This is a genomic window from Oceanirhabdus seepicola, assembly GCF_023684385.1.
Taxonomy (GTDB): domain Bacteria; phylum Bacillota; class Clostridia; order Clostridiales; family Clostridiaceae; genus Oceanirhabdus; species Oceanirhabdus seepicola.
Genome location: NZ_JAGSOJ010000004.1, coordinates 528,694 through 555,143 on the forward strand (window position 1 = coordinate 528,694; position 26,450 = coordinate 555,143).

Annotated in this window: 26 protein-coding genes; 5 read left to right on the plus strand and 21 right to left on the minus strand. The window is 31.5% G+C overall.

Features of this window, described 5'->3' with window-relative positions:
* Positions 1 to 42: 42 nt before the first annotated feature.
* The 4 genes from KDK92_RS19485 to KDK92_RS19500 form a co-directional block, all read right to left on the minus strand.
* Positions 43 to 1,170 carry an N-acetylglucosaminidase gene (locus KDK92_RS19485; protein ID WP_250861066.1) on the minus strand — a complete coding sequence of 376 codons (1,128 nt, stop codon included), beginning with the start codon at positions 1,168 to 1,170 and terminating at the stop codon, positions 43 to 45.
* Positions 1,171 to 1,192: 22 nt separating this feature from the next.
* Positions 1,193 to 2,101, minus strand: coding sequence for an alpha/beta hydrolase (locus KDK92_RS19490; protein ID WP_250861067.1), 909 nt, complete (start codon positions 2,099 to 2,101; stop codon positions 1,193 to 1,195).
* A 355-nt stretch (positions 2,102 to 2,456) separates the two neighbouring features.
* Positions 2,457 to 3,644: an ABC transporter permease gene (locus KDK92_RS19495; protein ID WP_250861068.1), complete on the minus strand. Its 1,188-nt coding sequence runs from the start codon at positions 3,642 to 3,644 to the stop codon at positions 2,457 to 2,459.
* Complete coding sequence (locus KDK92_RS19500) at positions 3,644 to 4,366, minus strand: ABC transporter ATP-binding protein (RefSeq protein ID WP_250861069.1); 723 nt, start codon at positions 4,364 to 4,366, stop codon at positions 3,644 to 3,646. Before KDK92_RS19500 ends, KDK92_RS19495 begins: the two co-directional genes overlap by 1 nt.
* 331 nt (positions 4,367 to 4,697) lie before the next feature.
* Between KDK92_RS19500 and KDK92_RS19505 the strand changes: the two genes are divergently transcribed.
* Complete coding sequence (locus tag KDK92_RS19505; protein ID WP_250861070.1) at positions 4,698 to 5,465, plus strand: CAP domain-containing protein; 768 nt, start codon at positions 4,698 to 4,700, stop codon at positions 5,463 to 5,465.
* A gap of 163 nt (positions 5,466 to 5,628) precedes the next feature.
* On the opposite strand, the gene KDK92_RS19510 is transcribed toward KDK92_RS19505, so the two are convergent.
* Together KDK92_RS19510 and KDK92_RS19515 are read right to left on the minus strand one after the other, a co-directional pair.
* The gene (locus KDK92_RS19510; protein WP_250861071.1) at positions 5,629 to 5,895 is read right to left on the minus strand and encodes a DUF3795 domain-containing protein; all 267 of its coding nucleotides are present in this window, start codon (positions 5,893 to 5,895) and stop codon (positions 5,629 to 5,631) included.
* Positions 5,896 to 5,972: 77 nt separating this feature from the next.
* On the minus strand, positions 5,973 to 6,908 hold the full coding sequence (locus KDK92_RS19515; protein ID WP_250861072.1) for a helix-turn-helix transcriptional regulator: 936 nt from the start codon (positions 6,906 to 6,908) through the stop codon (positions 5,973 to 5,975).
* A gap of 313 nt (positions 6,909 to 7,221) precedes the next feature.
* Here KDK92_RS19515 and ispF point away from each other — a divergent pair, with 313 nt between their 5' ends.
* On the plus strand, positions 7,222 to 7,689 hold the full coding sequence (gene ispF, locus KDK92_RS19520) for a 2-C-methyl-D-erythritol 2,4-cyclodiphosphate synthase (RefSeq protein WP_250861173.1): 468 nt from the start codon (positions 7,222 to 7,224) through the stop codon (positions 7,687 to 7,689).
* 154 nt (positions 7,690 to 7,843) lie between these two features.
* Here the strand turns inward: ispF and KDK92_RS19525 are convergent, their stop codons facing one another.
* The 4 genes from KDK92_RS19525 to KDK92_RS19540 all read right to left on the minus strand — a co-directional run bounded on the left by KDK92_RS19525 (position 7,844) and on the right by KDK92_RS19540 (position 10,458).
* Positions 7,844 to 8,140, minus strand: coding sequence for a DUF3795 domain-containing protein (locus KDK92_RS19525; RefSeq protein ID WP_250861073.1), 297 nt, complete (start codon positions 8,138 to 8,140; stop codon positions 7,844 to 7,846).
* Positions 8,141 to 8,269: 129 nt separating this feature from the next.
* Positions 8,270 to 8,989: an N-acetylmuramoyl-L-alanine amidase family protein gene (locus KDK92_RS19530; protein ID WP_250861074.1), complete on the minus strand. Its 720-nt coding sequence runs from the start codon at positions 8,987 to 8,989 to the stop codon at positions 8,270 to 8,272.
* A 65-nt stretch (positions 8,990 to 9,054) separates the two neighbouring features.
* Complete coding sequence (locus KDK92_RS19535) at positions 9,055 to 9,651, minus strand: hypothetical protein (RefSeq protein WP_250861075.1); 597 nt, start codon at positions 9,649 to 9,651, stop codon at positions 9,055 to 9,057.
* Between the two features lie 324 nt (positions 9,652 to 9,975).
* Positions 9,976 to 10,458 carry a coiled-coil domain-containing protein gene (locus tag KDK92_RS19540; RefSeq protein ID WP_250861076.1) on the minus strand — a complete coding sequence of 161 codons (483 nt, stop codon included), beginning with the start codon at positions 10,456 to 10,458 and terminating at the stop codon, positions 9,976 to 9,978.
* A 293-nt stretch (positions 10,459 to 10,751) separates the two neighbouring features.
* Between KDK92_RS19540 and KDK92_RS19545 the strand changes: the two genes are divergently transcribed.
* Positions 10,752 to 10,898, plus strand: a complete 147-nt coding sequence (locus tag KDK92_RS19545) for a hypothetical protein (protein WP_250861077.1) — start codon at positions 10,752 to 10,754, stop codon at positions 10,896 to 10,898.
* Positions 10,899 to 10,926: 28 nt separating this feature from the next.
* Here KDK92_RS19545 and KDK92_RS19550 read toward each other — a convergent pair whose 3' ends face one another.
* The 6 genes from KDK92_RS19550 to KDK92_RS19575 all read right to left on the minus strand — a co-directional run bounded on the left by KDK92_RS19550 (position 10,927) and on the right by KDK92_RS19575 (position 17,879).
* The gene (locus tag KDK92_RS19550; protein ID WP_250861078.1) at positions 10,927 to 12,702 is read right to left on the minus strand and encodes an FAD-binding oxidoreductase; all 1,776 of its coding nucleotides are present in this window, start codon (positions 12,700 to 12,702) and stop codon (positions 10,927 to 10,929) included.
* Positions 12,703 to 12,791: 89 nt separating this feature from the next.
* Positions 12,792 to 13,172, minus strand: coding sequence for a DUF1667 domain-containing protein (locus tag KDK92_RS19555; RefSeq protein ID WP_250861079.1), 381 nt, complete (start codon positions 13,170 to 13,172; stop codon positions 12,792 to 12,794).
* Positions 13,173 to 13,255: 83 nt separating this feature from the next.
* Complete coding sequence (locus KDK92_RS19560) at positions 13,256 to 14,521, minus strand: NAD(P)/FAD-dependent oxidoreductase (protein ID WP_250861080.1); 1,266 nt, start codon at positions 14,519 to 14,521, stop codon at positions 13,256 to 13,258.
* A complete protein-coding gene (locus tag KDK92_RS19565) occupies positions 14,514 to 16,250 on the minus strand; it encodes an FAD-dependent oxidoreductase (RefSeq protein WP_250861081.1) in 1,737 nt (578 codons plus the stop codon). The genes KDK92_RS19560 and KDK92_RS19565 overlap by 8 nt, the downstream gene beginning before the upstream one ends.
* 72 nt (positions 16,251 to 16,322) lie before the next feature.
* Entirely contained in the window at positions 16,323 to 17,033 is a 711-nt protein-coding gene (locus tag KDK92_RS19570) for a GntR family transcriptional regulator (protein WP_250861082.1), read from the minus strand.
* Between the two features lie 108 nt (positions 17,034 to 17,141).
* On the minus strand, positions 17,142 to 17,879 hold the full coding sequence (locus KDK92_RS19575) for a CAP domain-containing protein (protein WP_250861083.1): 738 nt from the start codon (positions 17,877 to 17,879) through the stop codon (positions 17,142 to 17,144).
* Positions 17,880 to 18,076: 197 nt separating this feature from the next.
* On the opposite strand from KDK92_RS19575, the gene KDK92_RS19580 reads away from it, so the two are divergent.
* A complete protein-coding gene (locus KDK92_RS19580; protein ID WP_250861084.1) occupies positions 18,077 to 19,600 on the plus strand; it encodes a PQQ-binding-like beta-propeller repeat protein in 1,524 nt (507 codons plus the stop codon).
* A 235-nt stretch (positions 19,601 to 19,835) separates the two neighbouring features.
* Here the strand turns inward: KDK92_RS19580 and KDK92_RS19585 are convergent, their stop codons facing one another.
* The 5 genes from KDK92_RS19585 to KDK92_RS19605 all read right to left on the minus strand — a co-directional run bounded on the left by KDK92_RS19585 (position 19,836) and on the right by KDK92_RS19605 (position 23,671).
* Entirely contained in the window at positions 19,836 to 20,018 is a 183-nt protein-coding gene (locus KDK92_RS19585; RefSeq protein WP_250861085.1) for a PspC domain-containing protein, read from the minus strand.
* Positions 20,019 to 20,155: 137 nt separating this feature from the next.
* Positions 20,156 to 20,923 (minus strand): TPM domain-containing protein, encoded by a 768-nt coding sequence (locus KDK92_RS19590; protein WP_250861086.1) that lies wholly within the window; start codon positions 20,921 to 20,923, stop codon positions 20,156 to 20,158.
* A 46-nt stretch (positions 20,924 to 20,969) separates the two neighbouring features.
* Positions 20,970 to 21,515, minus strand: coding sequence for a LemA family protein (locus KDK92_RS19595; RefSeq protein ID WP_250861087.1), 546 nt, complete (start codon positions 21,513 to 21,515; stop codon positions 20,970 to 20,972).
* Between the two features lie 292 nt (positions 21,516 to 21,807).
* Positions 21,808 to 22,320, minus strand: a complete 513-nt coding sequence (locus tag KDK92_RS19600) for a LemA family protein (RefSeq protein WP_250861088.1) — start codon at positions 22,318 to 22,320, stop codon at positions 21,808 to 21,810.
* Positions 22,321 to 22,654: 334 nt separating this feature from the next.
* A complete protein-coding gene (locus tag KDK92_RS19605) occupies positions 22,655 to 23,671 on the minus strand; it encodes a YeiH family protein (RefSeq protein ID WP_250861089.1) in 1,017 nt (338 codons plus the stop codon).
* 501 nt (positions 23,672 to 24,172) lie between these two features.
* Here KDK92_RS19605 and pflB point away from each other — a divergent pair.
* Positions 24,173 to 26,419, plus strand: coding sequence for a formate C-acetyltransferase (gene pflB, locus KDK92_RS19610; protein WP_250861090.1), 2,247 nt, complete (start codon positions 24,173 to 24,175; stop codon positions 26,417 to 26,419).
* The last annotated feature ends 31 nt before the right edge of the window (positions 26,420 to 26,450 follow it).

A 26,450-nucleotide genomic window follows, 5' to 3' on the forward strand; every position in this document is an offset into this window, starting at 1 on the left:
AACAGTGGATTATTTATTGCTTTAGGCATAAGAAAACAAATATTATTTTTTATATCTCGGTATCTCAAAAACTAATTTAATATTTTCACTCTTTTCAAGATACTCTTTTATCCTCTTTATTTGACCATATGGCCATCTCACATCTGTAGAAAATTGGTGCCACATGACACTCTTATTCCACCTCATCTCATAAAGAGTATTTTGATCATATTTATCACTATTAATATAATTTTCTCCAACCCACTTAGCACCTTCTATAATTGCTATCTCAGGTGTAAACCACCCCTGTTTATAAGCATATTCAGATCCATATTTGTTTGGGTTAGCATCTGTTGCTTGAATTCCATACATATTATATACAATCTTAGGTTCAACAGCCTGTCCTTTTACACTAGTAACTTCAATACCTTTAGCTAATTCTGATACCTTACCATGTCCCGTTTCAAGTATTATATGTGCTATAAGGTATGCAGGATTTATATCATATTTTTTTGCACCTTCTAATACAGCTGCGCCCTTTCCTTCTAATATTCCTTTTCCTTTTAAAATATCATTGACCTCATCAACAGTCATACCATCAACATAATTAAGTACAAGGAATTGGTATATACCATAGTCATCCATAAAGTTTTCTGGATCAAGATAATATTTTATTTCATCTAAGGTTGGTGTCCTCCAATAGCCATTACCTGCATATATTATTTGTTTTTCATTATTCTTCTCCTTCATAGCAAATTCTTCAATAGTCATATCATAATCAACATATCTAATGATTCTGTTTTTCTCAGCAACAATAAACCTTATAGTTGATATCTTTTGAAGAATTTCTCCATTTTTTGCTTTCAACCCAGAAGGTATATTTATCTCGTAACTACAACCTTCTTCATATCCTCCACTAGGTGGTTTTATTAATACAGTTTTCTCATCATCACCTAAGATTACTGATAGGTATGTCTTTATTCCTCGCTCATCTATAAGTTTAACTTGTACCTTTTTTAAGTAATCTTTATCTACTGCCTTATTAAATTTAACTTTCCAAACCTTATCTGGATTCACATCTGTAAACCTGTATTCATTATTTTTAATAGCATAACCACTGATAGATGAGAATAAAAAAACAACTAATAATACGAAAAAACAACTAATTCTTCTTAAGGTAACCTTCAACATCTCCACTCCCTGCTTATCTTTTTCATATAACTAATACTTTATCTACAAAGTTCATCATTTTATTTTTATATGTTTCATAATCCACAAAAATACTCTGAGCATGAGCTGCATCAGGAACTAAATATATCTCCTTATATCCTTTAGTCTCTTTATACATATTTTCACTCATAAATGTTGGTACGAATTTATCTTCTTTACCATGTATAAATAAAACTGGTATTCCACTGTCTTTTATTGACTCAATAGGATTCACATCTTTAACATTAAACTTAGCTTTAAACCTTGTATACCTATACGTTATATTTAACAGTGGAAATATAGGTACTTTACTTTTTTTAAATTTATATAATAGAAGATCATGAAAACTACTAAATCCACAATCTGCTATTATAAAATCAATCTCATTTGTCATGTTCGCTGTCAGCAGTGCAGAAGACGCTCCCATGGATTCACCATGTATCCCTATTATACTATTATCTACAACCTTTTCCTTTATAAATTCAATCCATGACAATAAGTCATGCTTCTCATAATATCCCATAGTTGAATATTTACCTTCACTATCACTATGTCTCCTATGATATATAAGAAGTACATTCCATCCTCTTTCAATGAAAGGTCTAGCATATTTATATGATGCTGGTATACCTGATGTTATTCCATGGGATACTAGTAAGGTCTTATCATTATTTTCATTACCATGTATAAACATTCCACTTAACTTAAAGCCATCAACTGATTTTATAAAAACTTTTTCCTGATATAACTTATCCAAAAATTCTCTATCGATTAATCCCTTCTCTAATTCCCTTTTTTCAACTTGATTCATATCCTTGATTTTCCTATTAATTGTTTCCAGGGAAAACTTTCTTAAATTCAATGCTATGCCAGTAATTACTAAAATAAGGCATAAAAAGATGAATGTCACCATATTTGTCTAAACCTCCCCCTTATCTACATTAATTATAATATGAAATAGAACATTTTTCTACGTTATCCACAAATATTATGTTGATATATTGTGGCAATCCTCTAATAATAATTATCCCCGACTTATTTCTATTAGTTATCAACAAAAAAACAAGTTATCCACAGCTCATTTGTGGATAACTTGTTTATTCTTTGTTTATTTTATAATTTTCTATTAATTATAATGCAAACCTTCGTTCTTTATATAGAATTAGCTGAATTTTCACTTAAAATTATCTCACTGATTGATTACTTTACAGAAAAGTTATCAACATTATCCACAGAATTGTTGATAACATGTGCATAAACCAACAAACCTACGTTCTAAAAATTACTTTCTCTTTATTAAACATAGTTCTAGTAAAAAGTATAGCTACAATAACAGCCACTATCATAACAGCTATTGTTATCCAGTAATGTGTATAATTTATTTTACCAAGCGCAATCTCCTTCAAGCATATTGCTGCATTGTATATAGGAATAAAGAACTGTACATTAGATACAGTCTTTATATTTATTACATATGAACTGAATCCAACAAACATACCTATAAGTGTTATTGGTGTTAGATAAGTTTGCGCTTCCTTGAATGACCTAGCATATATACTTATGGAAAGTTCCAATGCAGCGAAAGTCATAGTAACAAGAATTGTTATTGTTCCTATTAATAATAATGACTTTGTATCAATCCCCAAGGATCCACTATCACCACCAAATAATACTGGATTTCTCTTAATGGCTATAAGTAATCCTGTTAGAGATGCTATTACAGTTATTATTCCCATTGTTGTTATTGCAAAAAGTTTTCCCCATAAAAGAGATGTTCTATTAGCCTGTGTTGTAAGTAACGGTTCTAATGTTCCTCTTTCCTTTTCTCCAGCTGCTAAATCCACAGCAACAGGTAATGGACTTGTAGCAGAATACATTATCAACAACATTGGTAGTAACATTGAAAGTAGCATTAATCCTACTCCATCATCTTTATCATCTTTTTCTATTCCTTTTGTCTGTAACTGGAAAGGAGTTAATATACTCATATCTATATTTTTTTCCTGTAAACGATCTTTTACTATAACATTTGAATAGTCACTTAATATGCTATATACAGCTGATCTTGTCATAGATGATTTATTACTTGCTGTATCATATAGAATTTCTACATCCATAGTCTTATTTTCTTTTATAGCCGTTTCTATTCCATCTGGAATAACTACCGCTGCATCAATTTTACCTTTATTAATATCTTTTACTATATCACTGCTATTAATAACTTCTATATTATCCATAGACTTCAGATATACCTCAACACTATTTTCCTGAGTTGTAACAATAGCTATTTTTAATTTCTCATTAACCTCATCAATATCTTTTGAAATTCCTTTACCCATAAATCCATATAGAATAGGTAGAATCAATAAAGGTAGTAATATACTAGTTATTAAAGTTTTTTTGTCCCTACATATATCCTTTATTTCCTTTTTAAATACTGTTAAAATTATATTCATTATTTATCACCTACCAATTTAATAAAAATTCGCTCTAGATCATCATCATTATATTTGCTTTTTAAACCATCCAATGTTGAATCTTCAACTAATTTTCCTTTGTTAATAATAACAACTCTATCACATAGTCTCTCCACTTCTTTCATACTATGACTTGAGAGTATTATAGCTTTTCCTTCCTCTTTACATTTCAATATAAAATCTTGAACTATTCTAGATGATGTTACATCCAACCCAGTTGATGGCTCATCAAATAGCATAACTTTTGGGTTATGAACAATAGATCTTGCTATTGCAACCTTCTGCTTCATACCCCTTGAGAATTTTCCTACTCTTCTATTAATATATTCACCCATATCAAGCATTTCACTAAGTTTTACTATTCTTTCATCAAGATCACTCTTATTCATTCCATTAAGTTCACCAAAATATCTTATATTTTCTTTTGCTGTAAGCCTATCATATAGTCCCACCTCTCCTCCAAATAAGATACCTATTTCTCCACGCACTTCATATGGTTCACTGATTATGTTGTGACCATTCACTTCTGCATCTCCACCTGTTGGCTTTATCATTGTTGCAATCATTCTTAATGTGGTTGTTTTCCCTGCTCCGTTCTCGCCCAATAGCCCAACAATCTCTCCTTCTCTAACGGTAAAAGACATATCATTCACAGCTGTAACTTCCTTGAATTTTTTCGTTAGATTTGTAACTTCAATCATTTCCACTTCCCCCTTAATAATACACTATTAATTCTTATATAATATTGTATGTTATACCACATTATATCATTAAATCAATCCTTTATCAATTTATTTTGAAAATTTATGGTAATATTTTTCTTAAAGTTATCTATTTTTTGTAATTTATATAATATTTTGACTTTAATCATATCATTGATTTTTTATAAAATCTATATATTCTATAAACATTCTTTCATTTATTATCAATTACCTATAAACAATTATTTCTTATATCATAATAAAATGCTTAGTATATCTATCTCAATTAAATAAATACTAAGATTATAAAAAAAATAAGGATGGTGATTTTATGAAAAGGAAGCTTATTTCTTTTTCTTTAATTCTAATGCTTTTCATGGGAAGTACAGCTTCAGCATTCGGACTTCAAAAAGACTATATTGTAAAAAGAGGAGATACTCTCTGGAGGATATGCAAAAAGAATAATATTAATTATAGACGTTTGCTATCAGCCAACCCTAAAATTAGGAATCCTCGCGTATTATTCAGAGGACAACGGATAATAATACCTGACGAGTTTATGGAACCTAAGGATGGTAAATATGCACCTGAACAACCCCCAATGCCTGAAATGCCTCAAGTTCCTGAAAAACCTCAACCTGAAGCACCAAAACCTAAAACCCCTGAGGTGCCTAAAGCTCCTGAGACACCTAAAGTATCCATGAGTGACTTTGCTAAGGAAGTTGTTGAACTAGTTAATAAAGAACGTGTAAGCAACGGTCTTCAACCTCTAAAAGCACATGCTAAATTAACTGATTGCGCTCAAGCAAAAGCTCAAAATATGATAGATAAGAATTATTTTGCTCATAATTCACCTACATATGGTACTCCTTTCGATATGATAGAACAATGGGGAATTAAATTCACAGCAGCAGGAGAAAACATTGCTTATGGTCAAAAAACTCCTAAAGAAGTAATGCAGACTTGGATGGATTCTCCTGGGCACAGAAGTAACATCTTAAGTGATTCTTTCGCTGAAATAGGTGTTGGAGTTGCCACAAATAAGAATGGAGTTATTTATTGGACTCAAATGTTCATGAGAGCAGCTAAAGGAAACTAACAAAAAAAGCACGAAAGTGCTTTTTTTAATGGAGAATGATGGATGTTTCTAATTACTCAGAAACTACATTATATTATTCTTTGGCATAAGATATTTTACTCATTTTATCTGCGATAAAATATTGTATTTAAGTTACAATGTTTCATGTTACTTAACTGAACTTCTATTGATACTCGTTTGTCCACTTTCTACATTGTTCAATTCTCATACCATTATCTCCTTGTTCTTTGTCATATGCAAAACTCTTGAGCAAATCACAAGGGAACATTTCACATTTACCACAATGTAATCGTTTTTTACTTTCACAACAAGACTTTACAGGGCAATTTTCTCCCCAAAACGGCTTATCTATGTTTACACAACCTTTACACCCACTAGATGCCTTGTATTCGCATTTTGAACAATTAATTCCACATCTTGACTCAATCATTTTAGTTCCTCCCTCATATTTAAATATCTATCTAAAGTCAATTATACAAAAATGAATATGACACCTATATGTCATATTCACATATTATAATCTTCAAACATTTTTTTAGATTCACCCTTGATAGCTTCAACAATCTCCTCTGGTTCTATAACCTTCATCTTACTCCCAAAGCTTAAAACGTACCTCAATGCCCACTGAAAATTCACATACTCAAATGAAAATTTAAGGGTATCCTTATCTACAACTTCATAGGAATCTATCCCATAGCTATCCACTAACATATATTCCAAAGAGCGATGGACCAATGCCGTTATTACTTTAATCTTATTTTTATCCTTAAACATAAGATTAAAGTCTTTCTTATGTTCTGGTATATTCCTTTCTACATAAAGCTTCTCTGTATCCATAAGCTTGACCATTCTCTTTAGCTTGAATAATCTAAAATCCTCTCGTAACTTGCAGAAACCTAGCACATACCATTCATTCCATTGAAAAGTTAATATATAAGGTTCTATTTTCCTCACAGATTTCCCTCTACTTGAGAAATACTCAAATTCAATTAAATTCTTTTTTTCAATAGAATCTCTTATTATAGTAATTTTCTCTGAAAGAGTTCCTTTATAGAATGATGAGAGATCTATGATTGTATCATTAATAGATAAAGATGCAGTATCACTAGGGGAGAGCTTATCAATAAGAATATTTATGTTATTATTATCCTGAATACTGGTAATACTCTTAAGTCCTAATATTATATTATTCAATTCATCTTTAGTAAGAGCGCTTTTATCCATCTTAAAGCCTTCCATTATACTTATACCACCATGTCCACCTCTATATGAAACCACTGGAATCCCAGCCATACATATGCCATCAATGTCTCTATGTATAGTTCTAACTGAAACTTCAAACTTCTCTGCTAGTTCCTTAACAGTTACCCTATCTCTTTTTAATATCTCGTTTATTATTCCTATGGCTCTATCAATCTTCATATTGGTAACTCTCTCTTTCATTAAAAGTGTAATTCTTTCCTCATTTTTGTTTACTACTTATATATTATATCATGTGTTTTTCATATTTTTCCCATATATTACTCAGTGATATATACAAATATACGCAAATTAGTCCCTATTTTTTATTTATTCTTTAAGCTATAATAAAATATAAATATACTAAATGAAACTTAAGATATTCTAAAAGATGAAGCTGTTAGCAAAGTAGACTAGCATACTGACTAGTTATTTATTTGAATATGCCTAACTGTAGATAAATCTACGGAGTAGTTTATCTACAAATATAATTATATTTGAAAGGATGATATTAATTATGAGAATTGGTCATGGTTATGATGTACATAAATTAGTAGAAGGAAGAGACCTTATATTAGGTGGAGTTAATATCCCCCATAATTTAGGTTTATTAGGACACTCTGACGCAGATGTACTTCTTCATGCAATATGCGATGCACTTTTAGGAGCTGCTGCTCTTGGCGATATCGGCAAACATTTCCCTGATACTGATGATACCTATAAAGGAATATCTTCATTGAAATTATTAGCTCATGTTAATAACCTATTGAATGATAAAGGATACTCTATCGGTAATATTGATTGTACAATTATCGCACAGAAACCAAAGCTTGCACCTCATATTCCTCAAATGAAAAAATATATCTGCAACACATTAGGACTTTCCGATGATTGCATGAATATCAAAGCTACAACTGAAGAAAAATTAGGCTTCACTGGACGAGAGGAAGGAATTTCTGCTCATTGTGTCTGTCTTATAAAATAAGCACGGCAAGCCGCGCTAAAAAACAAATGTATAATTGAAAATGGAGAATTGATAATGATGTAGTTTCTGACTTTATGGTCAGAAACTACATCATTATCCATTATACATTCTCCATTTCCCTTAAGCTCACCACTCACAGTTCTCAACTATGCTTTTACTGCGCCAAACCCTTAAGTAAACCCACTCGCTCTTCAACAATTTTTCTATGTTGTTCTTCTGTCCATGAAGGGTTTTTATTTTCCCAAAACTTTTTACATGGTATCTCTTTACATTCTCCACAATGTTCAAATCCTTTATCAATTGCACAACATTCATAAAAATCACAGACATCAAGTCCCACTTCATGCAACCAACAAGCCATACCTTTTATAGCATGACATCCCTTACATTCCTTTTCAAAAATACGACAATCACTACAAATACATCCACAAACCCCAACAACTTTTCCCATTATGATTCCCCCTTCAATTATTTAAACACTCTAATTAACTTCCATAATTAATCTATTTATTTCATAATTATATCATGATTTACATTAAAATAACCCTATGGATTATTACTATAATCCATAGGGCTATACTCATTCTTTTAATAACATTTTCTCAAATTTTTGTAGTACGCTTATAGTTCTTTGTCCAAGTATACCATCTTCTCTTAGGGGATATCCACTTTCATCATATATACCTAATACATTTAGGAATTTTTGAAATTCTAATACAATATTTCGTTCTTCCTCCCCTAAAAATTCTGTAGCTACTACTTCTTCAAATTCTTTTTCAAAATAATTACAACATCCTCTTACAATACTAGACGCAATTTCCCATAAGAATTCTGATGATAAAAGAAGTTTTGCCTCTTGGGGATTGGATAGAAACCCTATCTCTATTAACACCGCTGGCATAACCGTTTTATTTAGAACTGAAAATCTCGCTTTTTTACATCCTCTGTTAAACAGAGATGTAGACCTTATAAGTTCTTTCTGAATGAGCTGAGATAACTTTTCTCCTTTAGTACTACTTGGATAACTCCATGTCTCAATCCCTCTTGCTAATTCATTTACAAAGCTATTACAATGTATACTTACAAAAATATCGCAATCATTTCTATTTGCATACAAGGCTCTATCCATATGAACCAGAGATTCATCTTTTTCCCGTGTCATAAAACACTGGAATCCATTTTTTTTAGCAATAAATCGTGCGTAATTACAAATTTTAAGTGTTATATCTTTTTCATATACACCATTTACCGATGCTCCATTATCTTTTCCTCCATGGCCTGCATCGAAACATATCCTCATATAAACATCTCCAAAGCTTGGTATTCCGTTATATATAATATGAGAATTATAAGAACTAGTGAATACTATTTTTTTAAATATTTTCTTACTTCACTTAATCTCTCATTTATAATATACATATCCTCTTCATCTGAAATCTTTGTTCCCTTAACATATATCTCTTCTGCTTTTGTTAGATCCCTAAGAGTTACTTTACCCATCTTTATTGCTGATAACCAATATGTATCTCCCCATTTTACATATGGCCATACAGTATCAGTATATTCCTTTGTAATTTCTTCAAAGCTTCTCTCACTCTCTTTTTCATTACCTAACTCAAAATAAGATTCTGCTATTGCTGTCTTCATGCTCATTACTATAAACTCCTCAGTCATAGGAAAAGCTATACAGAATTCCTCACAATAATTTATTCTTGCTTGATAATATTTATTATCAACAATTCCCGCATTTTCTAATTCCATTTCAAGGTCTTGCACCCAGTTAGTCAAACTCTCTTCACTCTCAACTTTTGTATCCATATCCTCAATAGATTTGATTTTATTTTCACATGCAATCTCTTTGATATTTTCCCATAACTTTAACCAACAGTCACATGCTTTTATTACGTCCTCATTTTCTAAATATGTGTATCCTTGAATCATTAATTCATTATTTATTTTCATATTTATTCCTCCTATTTGTATAATAACAATTAGTAAAGAACAGAGAATAAAGAACAAATAATGATACCTTTTAGCAGAGCTGAAAGCTTATAAATTAACAAAAGACTATATTATTAACCTTAGTAAATTTAAAATACATTTTCTTCTGACATTAGAAAGAAAAATAGCCTAATTTGTTCTTTTTTCTTTATTCTTTGTATAGATAAATCTATGAAGTAGTTTATCTATATATATTAAAACATAAAAAAGAGTTATTTAAAATAAAATTTGTGTAAAATAAGGAACAGATTGCATTTAACACCTGCAATCTGTTCTTTATTTTCATTATCTCATTGCCATAACTAGCATACTGATTAAAGTTGCTACTACTGCCGCTATTATAGGATATAATAACGCAACCCTAAATTCTTTCTTTTTATCTTTTAATTCGCTAACCTTCTCCGTTAAAACTTTAATGTCACACTGAACCTCAGTTAACCGATGTTTAATTTCACTATCTTTCTGATCACTTATAGCTTGTACCCCACTTATCCTATCCATAAATGTTTGTATATTGCTTAAATCCTCCTGTCTATGCTCATTAAATTTCAAATTCAATTCATGATTCAAGCCAACTCTCATTTTCTCAATTTTACTTTCTAGCCTATCAAATTTATTGCTATCCCCTTGTTGCGAAATATTTATCTCGATTAAGGACTGGTTAATCTCACTTACTTTTGATTCTAATTTTTCAAATTTATTCTCACTATTCTTTTGATTGTCCTTAATTTCATCTAATTCTTTTCGCAACTCATTAATTTCATTCAATAAAAACACCTCTTAATAAACGAGTCTCTCTATATAATATGTAATTCAATTATTCTTGTTCATCTTTTATAAAAATATATTTTCTGATAATTTCCGACTACATAAATAAACTTTCCATATGATTATTCTTTCAGATTATTACATAAAATAACCTTAGTGTCGGCTTAAAAATTACAACCCCTTTTATTTCAAAAATGTGAATGGTTCTTTCACTTTTTGAAATAACTTTAGTGGAGGTTATTTTTAAACGATCCCTTAGTCACATTCAAGAAAATAAAATAGGAGGTGATTCCATGAAACTTAATCTTTGGTCTTCAATAAAAAGAAATAAAAATCTTCACTCTCCCGAAGAAGAAAAGAAAATAATAAACGCAAAAGAATACGAAATAGCAAATAAGCTTAATGCTGCCTATAACTATTTCGTAAACAAAAAAGACTAATTATTGTACATACACAATGCTCGGTAATCTACTGTACTTTGTTCATTGTGTATTTTTCTGATTGAATAGGTTTCATATCCTCACGTAAGAAGCGTTTTTCACTATCCTTCATGTCTAATCCTAGTGTTCCACCTGGATTCATTATATTTTTAGGATCAAAGTGTTCTTTAAGAACTTTGAAAACATCTATCTGCTCTGCCCCAAGCTGACCTTCTAACCATGGTGCAGTCATCTTTCCTATTCCATGGTGATGACTCATTGCAGCACCATATTTCTGAATATTATCTAGGATACCACTTTGATACTCAATATAATCATCTATTTTATTTATCTTTGCAATAAAAATGAAATAAAGATTTGCACCCTGAGGGTAAACATGTGACATATGAGTCATACATACAGTGTTAGGTCTACTCTTACAATATGCCCTAACTCCTTCATGTACTTTTTTCATAGTATCCCATGTAACTGAGCATTCTAGTGTATCAGTCATAACACCATAATCTTGAAGATCTTCTCTCATATACGGATCTCTAAATCTTCCATGCTCCCAATTCTTTGTCACATATCCAGTAGAGTACATAGCTCCATACTTCTTACATATTTTATGAACCTTACGTTTTACTACCTTAGTAAAACTCTTTTCACCATCTGTAAAGCCTAGGAATAAGCACCTCTCACCTTTTTTATATCCCTTCATCGCCATGATTTTATCTAGAACTGTACCTTCAATTCCATAGAGTTTCATTGCCACATCAGTCTCTTCTGAATCTGATAATCTAAACACAGATGGATATCCAAACTGCCCTTGCATAATCTCTCTAGCTGCTTCCATTGCATCATCCCAATTTTTAAAAATGTAGCTGAATCTCCTCTGATTCTCAGGCATATGTCTAAATATCTTAAGAGTAACATTTACAAGAACTCCGTAAGCACCTTCACTACCCATCATTATCTGATCTATAGATGGTCCTGTTGCATTTGCAGGAAATTCTTCTGTTTTTATTATTCCTTTTGGAGTAACATACTCCTGACATATTACCATATCCTCTATCTTTCCATAATATGTTGAATTCTGACCTGCTCCTCTAGTTACAACCCATCCTCCAACACATGAGTATTCAAAAGATTGAGGGAAATGCCCGCATGTATATTTTCTCTTTGCATTAAATAAATTTGGAGCATCATTTAAGGTTTTCTCAAGATCTGGTCCGGACATTCCTGCTTCAACAGTTATCGTTTGATTCTTTTCATTGAAATTCAATACTTTCTTCATGTGCTTTCTCATATCTAATGAGATTCCACCTTTAACACATTCTACTCCTCTGGTTACTGATGAACCGCCTCCATAAATATACACAGCAATCTCTTGTTCATGACAATACTTAACTATTTTTTTAATATCTTCTTTATCTCTAGGGTATAGTACAATATCAGGAATATTCTCTACTATCCCTTCTCTTAATCTCATAAGGTCTATCATTGTTTTACCATAAGCAACCTCAAGTCTAGTATAATCATCAGTTTTTACATTCTCTTCTCCAACAAAGTCTTTAAACATTGATATTTGTTCATGTGAAACATTTATTGGAACATCATATTGAACCTTCTCTAATCCCCTTTTCTGAGGTGTCTTAAAGTCATCATCAGTCATATTAAATGTTTCTTTCATTAAAGCATATAATCGCTTATTAGGATGTTTATACTCATTAGGATCTCCCCATTTAAGTATACTTCTGTAAGACCCCTCTGGTGGTGCTTCTTCACACCATTTTGGATAATATTCCTCATTCTTATTTTTCATAATTAATCCCCTCCAAATTATCTTCAATATATTTCATCATATATTTTCTTGTACTCTGCGTGACGCAATCTTTTGCCAAAACAACTTTATCAAACTCCAAACTCCCCTTTGATCAGATATTTCATATCTGCTGTCAAAACTACATTAACATTCAGTCCAAGAACATTTTCTAAAACTATTTCTCCCGTGGCAAGAATCTTATCCACCACCACATTGTTTATCTTATCCATTACCTGAAATGTCATATTAAGTGGTATTTCCCCATCAGTTTTAACAGATATCCTAGGTAACTCTTCAAATACCGTTCTAACTGTTGAACATATGCTTCTCATAGGATTTCTTATCTCTTTTATTGCAAACTCCCTACCCCTTAAGCATTTGTTTCCTTCTACTTCTAAGGTACTATCATCATATATAACTGTCATCTCACAGCTGTTAGGACATATAATACACACCATATCCCTTTTCATATTACCTATCTCCTTATTAATAACTTAGACGTATCAAAATAAATAACAAGTCAAAGATTCAATAAAATAGACTAGCATACTGACTAGTTATTTATTTGAATATGCCTTGCAATACTCAAAATAATATCTCCCTGAATTTTATCCTTATTTAGGATAATTCTCTCCATCTCAGGAGGCTTCAATGTTATATATTTCTTTTTATAAATTGTTTTATTACAAGAATTTATAATCACTTCTGCATTTCTAATGTTTTCCTTAACTCTAAAATATAAAATTACTTCTCCATTTTCTTGACTCATATCTATTTTTTGAGGTACAGCATAAAGAAAATCTTTATTATCAGCTATAACCTGTACAAATCTTTTCTCTCCATTATACCCACGCTTTGCGTATTCCGCCGCATTCCTTCCTGCTATCTCTCCGCTCTCTGATACATAATCTACAAGATCATTAACATGTAATGCATTTCCACAAGAAAACACACCAGATACGCTGGTCATAAGTTTATTATCTACTATAGGCCCTTTTGTTCTATCATCAATTTTAATTCCTAACATCTCTGCAATTTCATTCTCTGGTATTAATCCAACTGATAATATCAATCCATCACATTTGATTATTTCTCTTTCTCCAGGTAATATCTTCATATAATTATCTACACTAGCTACCTCAACCCCTTCAACTCTGTCCTTTCCTATGATATTGGTTATAGTTTTTCCTAAATAAAGGGGAATGTTATAATCATCAAGACATTGAACAATATTTCTTGTTAATCCTGAAGGACTACTCTTTGCCTCATAAACTCCTACAACCTCACTTCCCTCCAGAGTCAACCTTCTAGCCATTATAAGTCCAATATCTCCGCTCCCTAGAATCACGGTTCTCTTACATGGAAGGTAACCATCAATATTAACAAGATATTGTGCAGTTCCTGCTGTAAATATGCCTGCTGGTCTTGTTCCATTTATGAATATCTGTTTAGCTGTTCTCTCTCTGCATCCATTAGCAAGAACCAAACCTTTAGCCTTAATAATCTGTACTCCACATTCTCCATTCATAACTGTAATATGAAACACTTTATTCTCTTCTACTATTTGAAGAACATAGGAGCTTAACATAACTTCCATACCTAGTTGTTCTATATTTCTTGCATATCTTTCAGCGTATTCTGGTCCAGTCAGTCGCTCTCCAAATTTAACAATCCCAAATCCATCGTGTATGCACTGTTTTAATATTCCTCCTACCCTTTTTTCTCTTTCAATTATTAGTACTTGATCAACCTTATCATGAGCTTCAATTGCTGCAGCCATTCCTGCTGGTCCTCCCCCAATAACCACCACATCATACATGGATATTCACCTCATCCTTATTTTTGGTCTGCTCTGAAATTACTTTTGATTCTCCCCCTTTTTTCGTTATATCTTCAAATGGAATGTGTCCTTCTCTCTCCATTATCTCCATTACAAGTGGCATACAGAATCCCCCCTGACACCGTCCCATCCCAGCTCTTGTTCTTCTCTTTATACCATCTACCGTCCTCACTGGTATTGGAGATTTAAGTGCATCTATAATTTCCCCTCTACTTATTCCCTCGCATCTACAGACTATCGTTCCATAATTAGGATTCCTCTTAATAACCTCATTCTTTTCTGCTATAGAAAGTTCCATCATATTTGGAGTTGACTTTCTAGTTCCACTCCAATATTCCTTTTTCTTTAATATTATATTTTTCTTTAATACCTCAACAGTTAACCGTTCTATTTCTTTAGCTATTGCTGGGGCAGATGCAAAGCCAGGTGATTGAATCCCTGCCGCATAAATCATATTTTGCAAATATTCCGACTTTTCAATCAAAAAATCTTCCTTATACGTCGCAGCTCTATTCCCTGCACAATATGTGATAATATCTCTTCTCTCAAGCCCCTTTAATAATGGTAAATGCTTCTTCAATAAATTATTAATATTATTCATATTAGTAGAGTAATCTTCTTTATCTGGTTGTTCATATGCATCTGGTCCAATCAATATATTTCCCTCTAGTGTTTTAACCAATCCCCCACCTTTAGAATGATTACTACCAAAACTTAATGTAACTTTTCCTAATACAGAGTTGAGAAGATGTCCTTTTTTCTTATCTAATAATATAATCTCTCCTTTTCGTGGATGTATTGTGAAGAATCTATCTCCTGCCATATCTGCTATTTCATCTGCAAATACCCCAGCTGCATTTACTATTAGATCAGTACTTATCTCCCCTTTATTTGTTTTTAAACTAACTATTTTATTTTTTTCCACCTTAATTTCCTCAACCATAGTATTCAGTGATATATCCACCCCATTATTCACAGCATTTTCAGCGTAAGCTATGGTCATCTTGTATGGAGACGTAACAGCAGTTGAAGGTATATGAACCCCCCATTTTATATCCTCACTGATATTTGGCTCTATATCTCTAAGTTCACTAATATTTAATTTTCTAACACCTTCTATACCAACTCTCTTGCTCTTATTTATGATAAAGGGCCAAGCAACTTTTATCCACTTTTTATCAAATAATATATTGGATCCACATCTATTTATTTTTACACCTAACTCTTTACTAATATCTGTATAGAGCTTATTTCCCTGCACATTATATTTGGATTTTAATGACCCTACTTTAGGTGCAAATCCTGGATGTATCATACCATCATTTCTTGATGAAGTTTGCATTGACACATCCTCTTCTTTGTCTAATAAAAGAATAGAAATATCCCATTTTGAAAGTTCCCGCGCTATTGAGCAACCGATTATTCCAGCTCCGATTATGACTACATTGTATTTCTTTCCTTCTAGAGATGAATCTCTATCTTTAGGTTTTCTATATGTGATTTCCTTCATATCTGTATATTTCAGGTTATTAATAACTCCCTTATAATTTGAATTTGCTGCTATATATCCTGCTTTTACAACCTCATCCCAGCTACTAACTACCCCTTCAAGAATAATTGAACTTCTTAGCTCACTACAAAATATATTTTCCCCTGTTTTTTTTCTGATTGTATTTTCAATTCTATTTATATATCCTATACTAATCACCCCTTTGATTAGGACGTCCGAACCTTTATGCTTTAATTATACCTTTTATGTTATACTTTAACAATATTTGGTTTAAATAAAATATTTTTGTATTTTGCTAGGTATTATGAATTCCATATATTGAAATGGTTCCGTTCTCCCTTCAACATATATCCATCTTATCATCTTCATTATCTTTACTTCATTTGAATACCCAAGCCTTCTTGCCTCTTCTATTGTTGAGTCTCTATAAGAGATATCTTGAATCACTCTTTTTATGGGAATATTAAGCTTCTCAACTATTATCTTTCCTAATGAATCTGAAATATCCTCCTTCTGAATCTCTTCTTGGAATTCATAATCAAAATAAAATTTTTCTATTCCAATAAGTTTCTCTTCAACAAACCTTTCCCTTTCAATGTAGTATGCTTTATCTTCATGCCACTTCATATCTATTTGTTCTGTCTGTGAAACATTAATTTTTTCATTTTTTATTATCTTATTATTGTGCTTTAATCCTCTTAAGTTAAGGGATACTGCCAAACTTATGAAGGGTTCAAATCCTAAATGCGGCTCTCTTCTACATACAAATGTCCCAATTCCTTGTCTCTTCTCAAGATACCCTTCATTAACAAGCATAGTGATAGCCTCTCTTATAGTAGCTCGTCCAACTTTATAATTTTTCATAAGCTCTTTTTCAGTTGGTATTTTTTCCTCTACCTTCCATACCTCATCACGTACTTTAGATAGTATTTCGTCTTTCACTTGTATGTACAAAGGTATATAATTATTTCTATTTATCATAGAACCCCCCCCTGATAGAAGTACCTAAAATTATATTTTTATTGAATATATATTTATCTAATTATACCAAAAAAAACCTGTTGCATCACTTAAATCTGTTAATTTCGTTTATTTGCCTATAAACATCTGAACCCAATATCTAGTCCCTTTATTATCTACTGCCGACCCTATTCCTATATGACTATAATTTTTACTAAGTATATTTGCTCTATGTCCCGATGAACTCATCCAAGATTTCATTACTTCAGTTGCACTCTTCTGCCCCTGTGCAATATTTTCTCCTGCTGCTTTATAACTAATATTATATTTTCTAAGCATTTCAAATGGTGATCCATATGTAGGTGATGTGTGGCTAAAATACTTATTATTAATCATATCCTGCGCTTTCTTTTGAGCAACATTGTTTACCTCATTACTTAATTTTAAAACTGGAACTCCAGCTTTTTGCCTCTCATTATTCACAATTTTGAATACCTCATTTATTATATTACTCCCTTGTTCTTTGGATCCGTCTGTTTCTTTTGGAGGTTGAGTTTTTTTTGGGGGTTGAGTTTCTTTTGGAGTTTCTGTTTCTTTTGGAGGTTGAATTTCTTTAGCAGGTGTTGTAACCTCTTCTTTTCCCTTGGACGGTATCTCATTGCTTATAATGTTTTTTTGTTCCTTAATATGCTTTTCCTTTTCTTTAGAGTATTTATTTACCTTTTTCTTTAAAATATCTCTATCATATTTCTTCACTATATTATGATCATGACTTTCCTCTGAAAGTTCCACCATATCCAACATTATTGGTATTGAAATCAAAATAGCCAAACCTATAACAAAAACCATTATTTTGTACTTTTTCATTTTTTCACATCCTTTTATTTCCATAACTTCTCACGAGATTTTCTGAATATATTTAGCCTTATTACATATAAATTATAAAAGAAATATATATATTATTAACTTTCCATTGTTTAAAAAAATCATACATTATAAAAGGACGGTAACTATATATGAAAAAGTTTTCCCTATTATTTGTTATAATTAGTTCGCTAATTTGTATGTGTTTTTCGTGTAAATATTCATGTTTTGCTCTGGATAAATATATACTTGCATTTGATTCATCTGATTATAATTCCAATCAGAAAATAAAAGTGGAATTATTTAAGGATAATAAAAAATTAGAGTTCTATAGTAACTTTAAAAAAGGCATTTCTGCATATGATTATTCAGAAGTACCAGGAGTTTTAACATTTAGAGGAGATAATCACCGTTCCTCTCCATCGTATGGTTATATTGAAAAAAAACCTAAAACTTTATCTGTAATCAACAAATTTAGAACAAGTTATCTTTCATGGGGTGGTGGTGCTGGCTGGACCGGACAACCTTTGATTATACAATGGCCACTTTCAACATTAAAACATATGAATGTTTATAAAGAATTTAAAGAATCCCAAAATTTTATTGAAGCTATATGCGTATCATTAGATGGACATATTTACTTCTTTGATTTAAATTCTGGAAAACCCTCTCGTGATCCAATAAATATCCATAATCCTATCAAAGGTACTCCATCAGTTGATTCCAGAGGATATCCACTCTTGTATGTGGGACAAGGTATAAATGAAACTGGTGAAATCGGTTATAGGATTTATAGTTTGATTGATAGTTCTTTACTCTTTTTCATAAATGGTAGTGACAAATTAGCCTTTCGTGGATGGGGAGCCTTCGATTCATCCCCTTTATTAGATAAAGAAAATGATACCCTTCTTTTATGTGGAGAGAATGGATTATTCTATAATATAAAATTGAATACTGAGTACAATTCTAAAGAAGGAAAGATTTCTATAACACCTGATATAATAAAACTAAGATATTCTGGAGATAACATTCCTCGACAGGGAATAGAATCTTCACCAGCGGTTTTTGAAAATTATTTATATTTTGCAGATAACTCTGGAACTATAGTATGTTTAGATTTGAGAACGCTATATCCGGTATGGGTAAATAGTAATCTTGATGATACAGACTCAACAATAACAATAGATATTCAAGGCGATATTCCTTACCTTTATTGTGCCAATGAAGTTGATCATCAAGGAACGTATGGAAATGTCTATCTAAGAAAATATAATGGTTTGAATGGGGCTATAAAACTTGAAAAACGCATTCCAGCATACTCAATATTAGGAGATCACCCAGTGAATGGTGGTGCATTAGGAACAAATATAATAGGAAAAAATAACCTTGATGATACTGTTATATTTTCCATAGCTCGATATAAAACAATGAATGGTGGTCTGATTATAGCCCTAGATAAGGAAACTTTCCAGGAAAAATGGCGTATTGAATCCCCATATTATTCATGGTCCTCTCCTGTTGCTGTTTATAGTAAAAATGGACAGGGTTATATAATAAATTGTGATTCAAAAGGAAATGTTCAGCTCATAGATGGGAAAACAGGTAAAATTATTGATTCTATAAATCTTGAAGGTAACATAGAATCTTCTCCAGCTGTATTTAATGATACAATTGTTGTTCCATCAAGGAACGGTAATATATACTTCTTGAAAGTTGAAAGTTAAAACCTTTAAAGAAGTTGTGAGTGGTGAATTGAGAGTTGAGAACGATGGATGGTTCTGCATAAGCAGAACCTACATTCTTTGTTTCAAAATAAAAAAATTTACTCATTTCATCCTTGCATGAAATGAGTAAACTTACCTTGTCCAAAAACAACATAATTAAAATTACTCGAAGAGAAATGTCCATCGTTTTCAATTCTCAACTCTCAATTCTCAATTATGCTTTTATATCTTCTTTTTATTCCGTTGGTATTATAAAGCATGCAATTATATAAACCCATAAACTCAAACCACCGAATAATATTAAAAATAAACATATTAATCTAATTATTGTTGGATCCACGTTAAGATAATATCCTATCCCAGAACATAACCCAGCTATTTTTCTATCATTCTGTGGCCTATACAATTTTTTACTCATATTATTTCCCCCCTTACAATGTATACTTTATACAATTATACCTTATTTGATACTAAAATTGAATTTGTTGAAAAGTCATAAATGTTGTAAATACTCTGTTTTCACTCTTCAGAGTTTCGGACGTTGAAAAGCCCGAATTACCATCCACCTGAGGCTCCACCACCTCCAGAGCTACCTCCTCCGAAGCCTCCACCACCAGATGAACCGCCACCAAAGCCTCCACCTGAGTTATTATGATTGTTTCCAAACAAGAACATGAAAGGTATTCTGGACCTTCTTCCTCGTCTTCCTCTAGGTAATATGAACAAGATTACAAGAATCATTATCCATATTTTAGAATTTCCTGAAGAATTGTTATTTGAATAATTATAATTTTCTATTTTAACATTCTCATCAATAACTATATTGTATTCTTTTTGTATCAAAGCTAATATAGCCTTAGTTCCTTGTATAATTCCTTCATCATAATTCTCATTCTTGAAATGTGGTGCAATTGTATTTCTAATTATTGAACCAGCTTTACCATCTGGTATGGCTCCTTCAAGACCGTAACCTACTTCTATTCGCATCTTTCTATCATTAAGTACTACAAGTAATAACACTCCATTATTTTTATCTTTGTCACCTATTCCCCATTCTCTAAAAAGGGTATTTGAGTACCCCTCTATATCAGATTCACCAAGGGTATCTATAACAACAACCGCAACTTGTGCTCCGGTCTTTTTCAACCCTTTATTAATAATATTTATATACTCTTTTGTTTCTCTAGACAGAGCATTAGTCTCATCATATACAAATAACTCTTTACTATTCTTAGGAATATTCGGTTCTCCATATACTGTAGTAAATGATATCATCATAAATACAATAAGGAGAACTCCTAATATACTACTAATTTTTTTCATGCAATTAAACTCCTTTGATTCTTTTTAGGGCAACAATACTTGATTTTTAGAAATTAACATCAGGTGCTTTTTCTGCCCCTGGTGTAGCAGTATAAAGATCTACCTTTTCAAATCCAAACATATTTGCAAACACGTTTGTTGGGAAGCTCTTTATTTTCTTGTTAAATTTTGTTACAGAATCATTATAATCTTTTCTAGCTATTGCAACTCTATTTTCAGTACCCGCAAGTTCATCTTGAAGCTTCATAAAATTCTCATTAACTTTCAAATCTGGATATGCCTCTACTGTTACTTTTATCATAGTGTTTAACTTTGCATCAACCTCATCAAATTCTTTTAAACTCTTTGCATTTTCATACCCACTTCTTAAACTTGCTATTTCTGTTAATACTTTAGCTTCATGCTCTGTATATCCTTTAACAGTATTCACTAAGTTAGGTATCAAATCTGCTCTTCTCTGATAATTATTTTCAACCTGTGCCCACTTGTTATGTACATCTTCATTAACAGAAACTAATCCATTATAAGTCATCACAGAGTACAATAACACTACAGCTACAAATGCTGCAATCCCCAATATAAGTTTTTTCACATCCTACCTCCACGTATTATTTATTGTTTTAGATAGTATTAATTACTTTATTATATTATATACAATTCCACATTGAATTTCAATGTCTTTATAAAAATTGTTTATGGAAATCAGTACCATCTATTATTAAGTTTATTTTTTTTTGTAGTTAATATACATCTTTAGCCATTTGATAGCAAAAAAAATATCCAGTAGTAATTACTGAACTTCTTAAAAAAGTCACATAATATTGTTTTCATACTCTTTTGCATCTTAGTGACAATGCAATTCACTTCAATTGCTTTTTCTGACCCTAGTGTACAGTATAAGCATCTATCTTTTTGAATCCAAACATATTTGCAAATACGCTAGTTGGGAAGTTATTTATTTTTTTATTATATTTCGTTACAGAATCAATATAATTCTCTCTAGCTATTTCAACTCTTTTGTCATTACTTGCAAGTTCATCTTGAAGCCTTAAAAAATTCTCATCAACTTTCAAATTTGGATATTCTTCCACTATTATTTCTAACAAAATGCTTAGATTTGCATCAAGTCTAACAAAATCAAATAAGCTTTTTGCATTTTCATAGCCACTTCTTGAATTTTCTATTCCTGTTAGTACAGTGGATTCATTATCTACATATTCTTTTACACTATTCACCAGATTATGTATTGATTCTGATTTTCTGTAATATTCTTTTTTAACCTGTGCCCATTTGTTATGTACGTCTTCATTTACAGAAACTAATGCATGATGGGTCATGATTGAGTACACTATCACTACAACTACAAATGTTGCAATCCCTAATATAAGTTTTTTCATTCCTCGCCTCCTCGAATATTTGATTATTTTAAACGGTACTTAGTGCTTTATTATAAAACATATGACTCCACTTACAATTTTCATACTTTTCTCAAATTTTTTTATGAAAATCAATGCCACCTATATCTTAATTTTATTTTTCAATTTGTAATATATGTCTTTATAAAAAAAGCACGCTAAGTGCGCACTAAGAACTTTTTAAAATAAGTTGAGAATGGGGAGTTGAGAACAATAACATTAAAATTTCTCGAAGAGAAATGTCAATATTTATTCTTTCTTCTCTGTTCTTTGTTCTTTTATAGATAAATCTACGAAGTAGTTTATCCATATCTATCTATATAAAATTAATGATTGCCAAAATGGTAGTGACTGATATTATAGCAAATAGAATCAATCCCATAACAAATCCTTTTGCACCTTTCTTAATAAAGCTCTTAAGATCAACTCCAAGACCCATACCTGCCATGGCCATAAGAATGAAAACTTTACTTAATTTTACTGAATAGTAAATCATCTCATTTACCACTTTCACATTTCCTACGAATTCTTTGTATGCACTAGAAATCATAACCGCAATTACAAAATACAATACATACATTGGGAAATTAGCTTTCTTTTTATCTCCATTCCCCCCCTTAGCGAATATAATACTAAGGACTATAGACGTTGGTACAAGCATTATAACTCTTGCCATCTTAACAAGCGTTCCTACTTCCCCTGAAACATCTCCACCAGCAAAAGCTGCTCCAACCGCATGTGCTACCCCTTGTAATGATAACCCACACCAAACACCATATTGAGATTCAGAAATACTTATTAAAGCCGATGCTACTAAAGGATAAATTATCACACCAATTACTCCTAAAAGACTCACTATAGCAACAGCTGCTGTAGCATCTTCTTCTTCTTCTGCCTGAATACATGGTGAAACAGCTACTATAGCCGATGCTCCACATATACTAGAACCCACACCTATCAATGTTGCTAATTTCGTATCTATCCCTAAAACCTTACCAATTATATTTGAAACCACAAATACACTAGGTATCAATATAAGAACCATTATGATAATGCTGGGTCCCAACTCTACAATAGAGAAAATACTCAATTTAAATCCTAACAAGACTATCCCTATCTTTAAAAGTTTCTTTGCAGAAAATTTTATTCCAGGCTTTAACCCTTCTGAAGCCTTCAATATATTATTATAAATTATTCCAATTATAATGGCATATGTTACTGCCTCAAGTCTTAAATTAAAATTTTCAACCATGATTTTGTCAAAGAATATACTTACCACTGAAATAATAGCAGTCAATATAATTCCTGGCAAAACCTTTATGACTTTATCCATCTTTAACACCGCCCAGTTATAGGATTTTCATAGTATAACTTAATTTATACATATCTCAAAGTCACAGTGATTCAATGTGTTTTGAGTATGTATAAGTTTAGCTTTATACTTAAAGCCTTATATTATTATTGATTATTTTCAATCTGAATTATAACATAATGACTCTTTGATTTTACTGATTATGCTTAATCTTGTGTCTAAATAATACGCTCCTTACAATGTATTTTCTTATAATTTTCCCTGTCTATTTTACCACTTTACAATATCAATTTATTACTGCTTGACAATATCAATTTATTACTGCGATAAATTATTAACGAATAATCAAAATTATTTATCACTTTTTTTCGTTATGTGATTGCAATCACATCTTTCATTTTTTCTAGAGAATATAATAATCCTGCAAGATAAAATTCACAAAAGACAATAATTAGTATATGTTTACATAAATATTTTAATCTGAATATAAAAAACTTAATTTTTCTTGAAGGGGTGGACAATATGTTTAAACAATGGGATGGATTTTTAGAAGGTACTTGGCAAGAAGAAATTGATGTTAGGGATTTCGTAGTTAAAAACTTTACTGCTTACGAGGGAGATCAATCATTCTTAGTAGGAACTACTGAAAAAACTAATAAGGTATGGGAAAAATCACACAAGTTAATAATTGAGGAAGTTAAAAAGGGAATTATTGATGTTGAAACTGAGAAGATTTCAGGAATCAATAATTTTGCTCCTGGATATATAGATAAAGATAACGAAGTAATCGTTGGTTTTCAAACAGATGCTCCATTAAAAAGAATCATGAATCCTTATGGTGGATTCAGAATGGTTGAAAACTCACTTAAAGCTTATGGATATGAAATGAAGCCAGAAATTAATACTCACTTTAATGAATATAGAAAAACACATAACCAAGGTGTTTTCGATGCATACACAAAAGAAACTAAACTAGCTAGAACAGTTGGTCTTCTAACAGGTCTTCCTGATGCATACGGAAGAGGAAGAATCATAGGTGACTATAGAAGAATTGCTCTTTATGGTATGGATTTCTTAATAAAAGAAAGACAAAATGATTTAGCTAACCTAAAAGCACCTGCTAATGAAGACACAATAAGAGCTAGAGAAGAAATTTCTACTCAAATCAGAGCATTACATGATATAAAAGCAATGGCATCTACTTATGGTTGTGATATATCAGAACCATCTAAGAATGCTAAAGAAGCAGTTCAAGCTGTATACTTTGGTTACCTTGCTGCTGTTAAAGAAAATAATGGAGCCGCTATGTCTCTTGGAAGAAATACAGCATTCCTTGACTGTTATATAGAAAGAGATTTAAGAAATGGAGCTTTAACAGAAGCTGAAGCTCAAGAATTAATAGATCAATTTGTAATTAAATTAAGATTAGTAAGACACTTAAGAACTCCTGAATATAATGATTTATTTGCTGGAGATCCAAACTGGATAACTGAAGCAATTGGTGGTATTGGAATTAATGGTAAGCATCATGTTACAAAAACAGCTTATAGATTCTTACACACATTATCAAACCTCAACCCAGCTCCAGAGCCAAACATGACAGTTCTTTGGTCTGAAAAATTACCTGAAAACTTCAAGAAATACTGTACTCATATGTCAATAGAGACTGGTGCAATCCAATATGAGAATGATGATATTATGAGACCTATTTATGGAGATGACTACGGAATAGCATGTTGTGTATCTGGAATGCAAATCGGTAAACAAATGCAATTCTTCGGAGCAAGAACTAACCTTTCTAAAGCATTATTATATGCTATCAACGGTGGTGTTGATGAGATTAAATTAGATAAACAAGGAAACAGAATAACTGTTGTTCCTGGAATAGAGAAAATTACTGATGAAGTTCTTGACTTCAAAAAAGTTAAAGATAACTACTGGAAGGTTATGGAGTATATTGCTGAACTTTATGTAGACACAATGAATACTATTCACTACATGCATGATAAATATGCTTATGAAGCTGGTCAGATGGCTCTTCATGATTCACAGGTTCACAGATACATGGCATTTGGTGTAGCTGGTATATCAAGTGCAGCTGATAGCTTAAGTGCTCTTAAGTATGCTAAAGTTAAAGCTATTAGAAATGAAGACGGAATCACTACTGATTTTGAAATAGATGGTGACTTCCCTAAATACGGAAATGATGATGATAGAGTTGATGATATAGCTGTTGAAGTTATTAAGAAATTTTCTAGTGAACTTAAAAAGCATGAAACATATAGAAATGCTGAACATACTTTATCAGCACTTACTATTACTTCAAATGTTGTATATGGTAAGAAAACTGGTTCTACTCCAGATGGAAGAAAATCTGGTGAGCCATTAGCTCCTGGTGCTAATCCAATGCATGGAAGAGATGAGAACGGAGCACTTGCTTCACTAAACTCTGTTGCAAAAATTCCATATAGAGAATGGTGTCAAGATGGTATCTCAAATACATTCTCAATCGTTCCAGATGCACTTGGAAAGACAGAAGAAGATAGAATTAACAACTTAGTATCTATAATGGATGGATATTTTTCTCAAGCAGCATTCCACTTAAACGTTAACGTTCTTAATAGAGAAACACTTATGGATGCTATGGAAAACCCTGATAAATATCCAACATTAACAATTAGAGTTTCTGGATATGCTGTTAACTTTAATAGATTAACAAAATCACAACAATTAGAAGTAATAAGCAGAACATTCCATGAATCAATGTAATTCATATAAATATTAGTATAAGGTGGTGTTA

What these genes read in the sequence shown, in the direction of transcription:
- KDK92_RS19575 (WP_250861083.1), bottom strand. Translation starts at nt 17,879, where the DNA reads ATGAAAAAGTACAAAATAATGGTTTTTGTTATAGGTTTGGCTATTTTG.
- KDK92_RS19495 (WP_250861068.1), bottom strand. Translation starts at nt 3,644, where the DNA reads ATGAATATAATTTTAACAGTATTTAAAAAGGAAATAAAGGATATATGT.
- KDK92_RS19510 (WP_250861071.1), bottom strand. Translation starts at nt 5,895, where the DNA reads ATGATTGAGTCAAGATGTGGAATTAATTGTTCAAAATGCGAATACAAG.
- KDK92_RS19600 (WP_250861088.1), bottom strand. Translation starts at nt 22,320, where the DNA reads ATGAAAAAACTTATATTAGGGATTGCAACATTTGTAGTTGTAGTGATA.
- KDK92_RS19535 (WP_250861075.1), bottom strand. Translation starts at nt 9,651, where the DNA reads ATGAAAATAAATAATGAATTAATGATTCAAGGATACACATATTTAGAA.
- KDK92_RS19530 (WP_250861074.1), bottom strand. Translation starts at nt 8,989, where the DNA reads ATGAGGATATGTTTCGATGCAGGCCATGGAGGAAAAGATAATGGAGCA.
- KDK92_RS19560 (WP_250861080.1), bottom strand. Translation starts at nt 14,521, where the DNA reads ATGTATGATGTGGTGGTTATTGGGGGAGGACCAGCAGGAATGGCTGCA.
- KDK92_RS19590 (WP_250861086.1), bottom strand. Translation starts at nt 20,923, where the DNA reads ATGAAAAAAATTAGTAGTATATTAGGAGTTCTCCTTATTGTATTTATG.
- KDK92_RS19555 (WP_250861079.1), bottom strand. Translation starts at nt 13,172, where the DNA reads ATGAAAAGGGATATGGTGTGTATTATATGTCCTAACAGCTGTGAGATG.
- KDK92_RS19545 (WP_250861077.1), top strand. Translation starts at nt 10,752, where the DNA reads ATGAAACTTAATCTTTGGTCTTCAATAAAAAGAAATAAAAATCTTCAC.
- KDK92_RS19550 (WP_250861078.1), bottom strand. Translation starts at nt 12,702, where the DNA reads ATGAAAAATAAGAATGAGGAATATTATCCAAAATGGTGTGAAGAAGCA.
- KDK92_RS19490 (WP_250861067.1), bottom strand. Translation starts at nt 2,101, where the DNA reads ATGGTGACATTCATCTTTTTATGCCTTATTTTAGTAATTACTGGCATA.
- pflB (WP_250861090.1), top strand. Translation starts at nt 24,173, where the DNA reads ATGTTTAAACAATGGGATGGATTTTTAGAAGGTACTTGGCAAGAAGAA.
- KDK92_RS19525 (WP_250861073.1), bottom strand. Translation starts at nt 8,140, where the DNA reads ATGGGAAAAGTTGTTGGGGTTTGTGGATGTATTTGTAGTGATTGTCGT.
- KDK92_RS19500 (WP_250861069.1), bottom strand. Translation starts at nt 4,366, where the DNA reads ATGATTGAAGTTACAAATCTAACGAAAAAATTCAAGGAAGTTACAGCT.
- KDK92_RS19505 (WP_250861070.1), top strand. Translation starts at nt 4,698, where the DNA reads ATGAAAAGGAAGCTTATTTCTTTTTCTTTAATTCTAATGCTTTTCATG.
- KDK92_RS19570 (WP_250861082.1), bottom strand. Translation starts at nt 17,033, where the DNA reads ATGATAAATAGAAATAATTATATACCTTTGTACATACAAGTGAAAGAC.
- ispF (WP_250861173.1), top strand. Translation starts at nt 7,222, where the DNA reads ATGAGAATTGGTCATGGTTATGATGTACATAAATTAGTAGAAGGAAGA.
- KDK92_RS19585 (WP_250861085.1), bottom strand. Translation starts at nt 20,018, where the DNA reads ATGAGTAAAAAATTGTATAGGCCACAGAATGATAGAAAAATAGCTGGG.
- KDK92_RS19515 (WP_250861072.1), bottom strand. Translation starts at nt 6,908, where the DNA reads ATGAAAGAGAGAGTTACCAATATGAAGATTGATAGAGCCATAGGAATA.
- KDK92_RS19605 (WP_250861089.1), bottom strand. Translation starts at nt 23,671, where the DNA reads ATGGATAAAGTCATAAAGGTTTTGCCAGGAATTATATTGACTGCTATT.
- KDK92_RS19580 (WP_250861084.1), top strand. Translation starts at nt 18,077, where the DNA reads ATGTGTTTTTCGTGTAAATATTCATGTTTTGCTCTGGATAAATATATA.
- KDK92_RS19485 (WP_250861066.1), bottom strand. Translation starts at nt 1,170, where the DNA reads ATGTTGAAGGTTACCTTAAGAAGAATTAGTTGTTTTTTCGTATTATTA.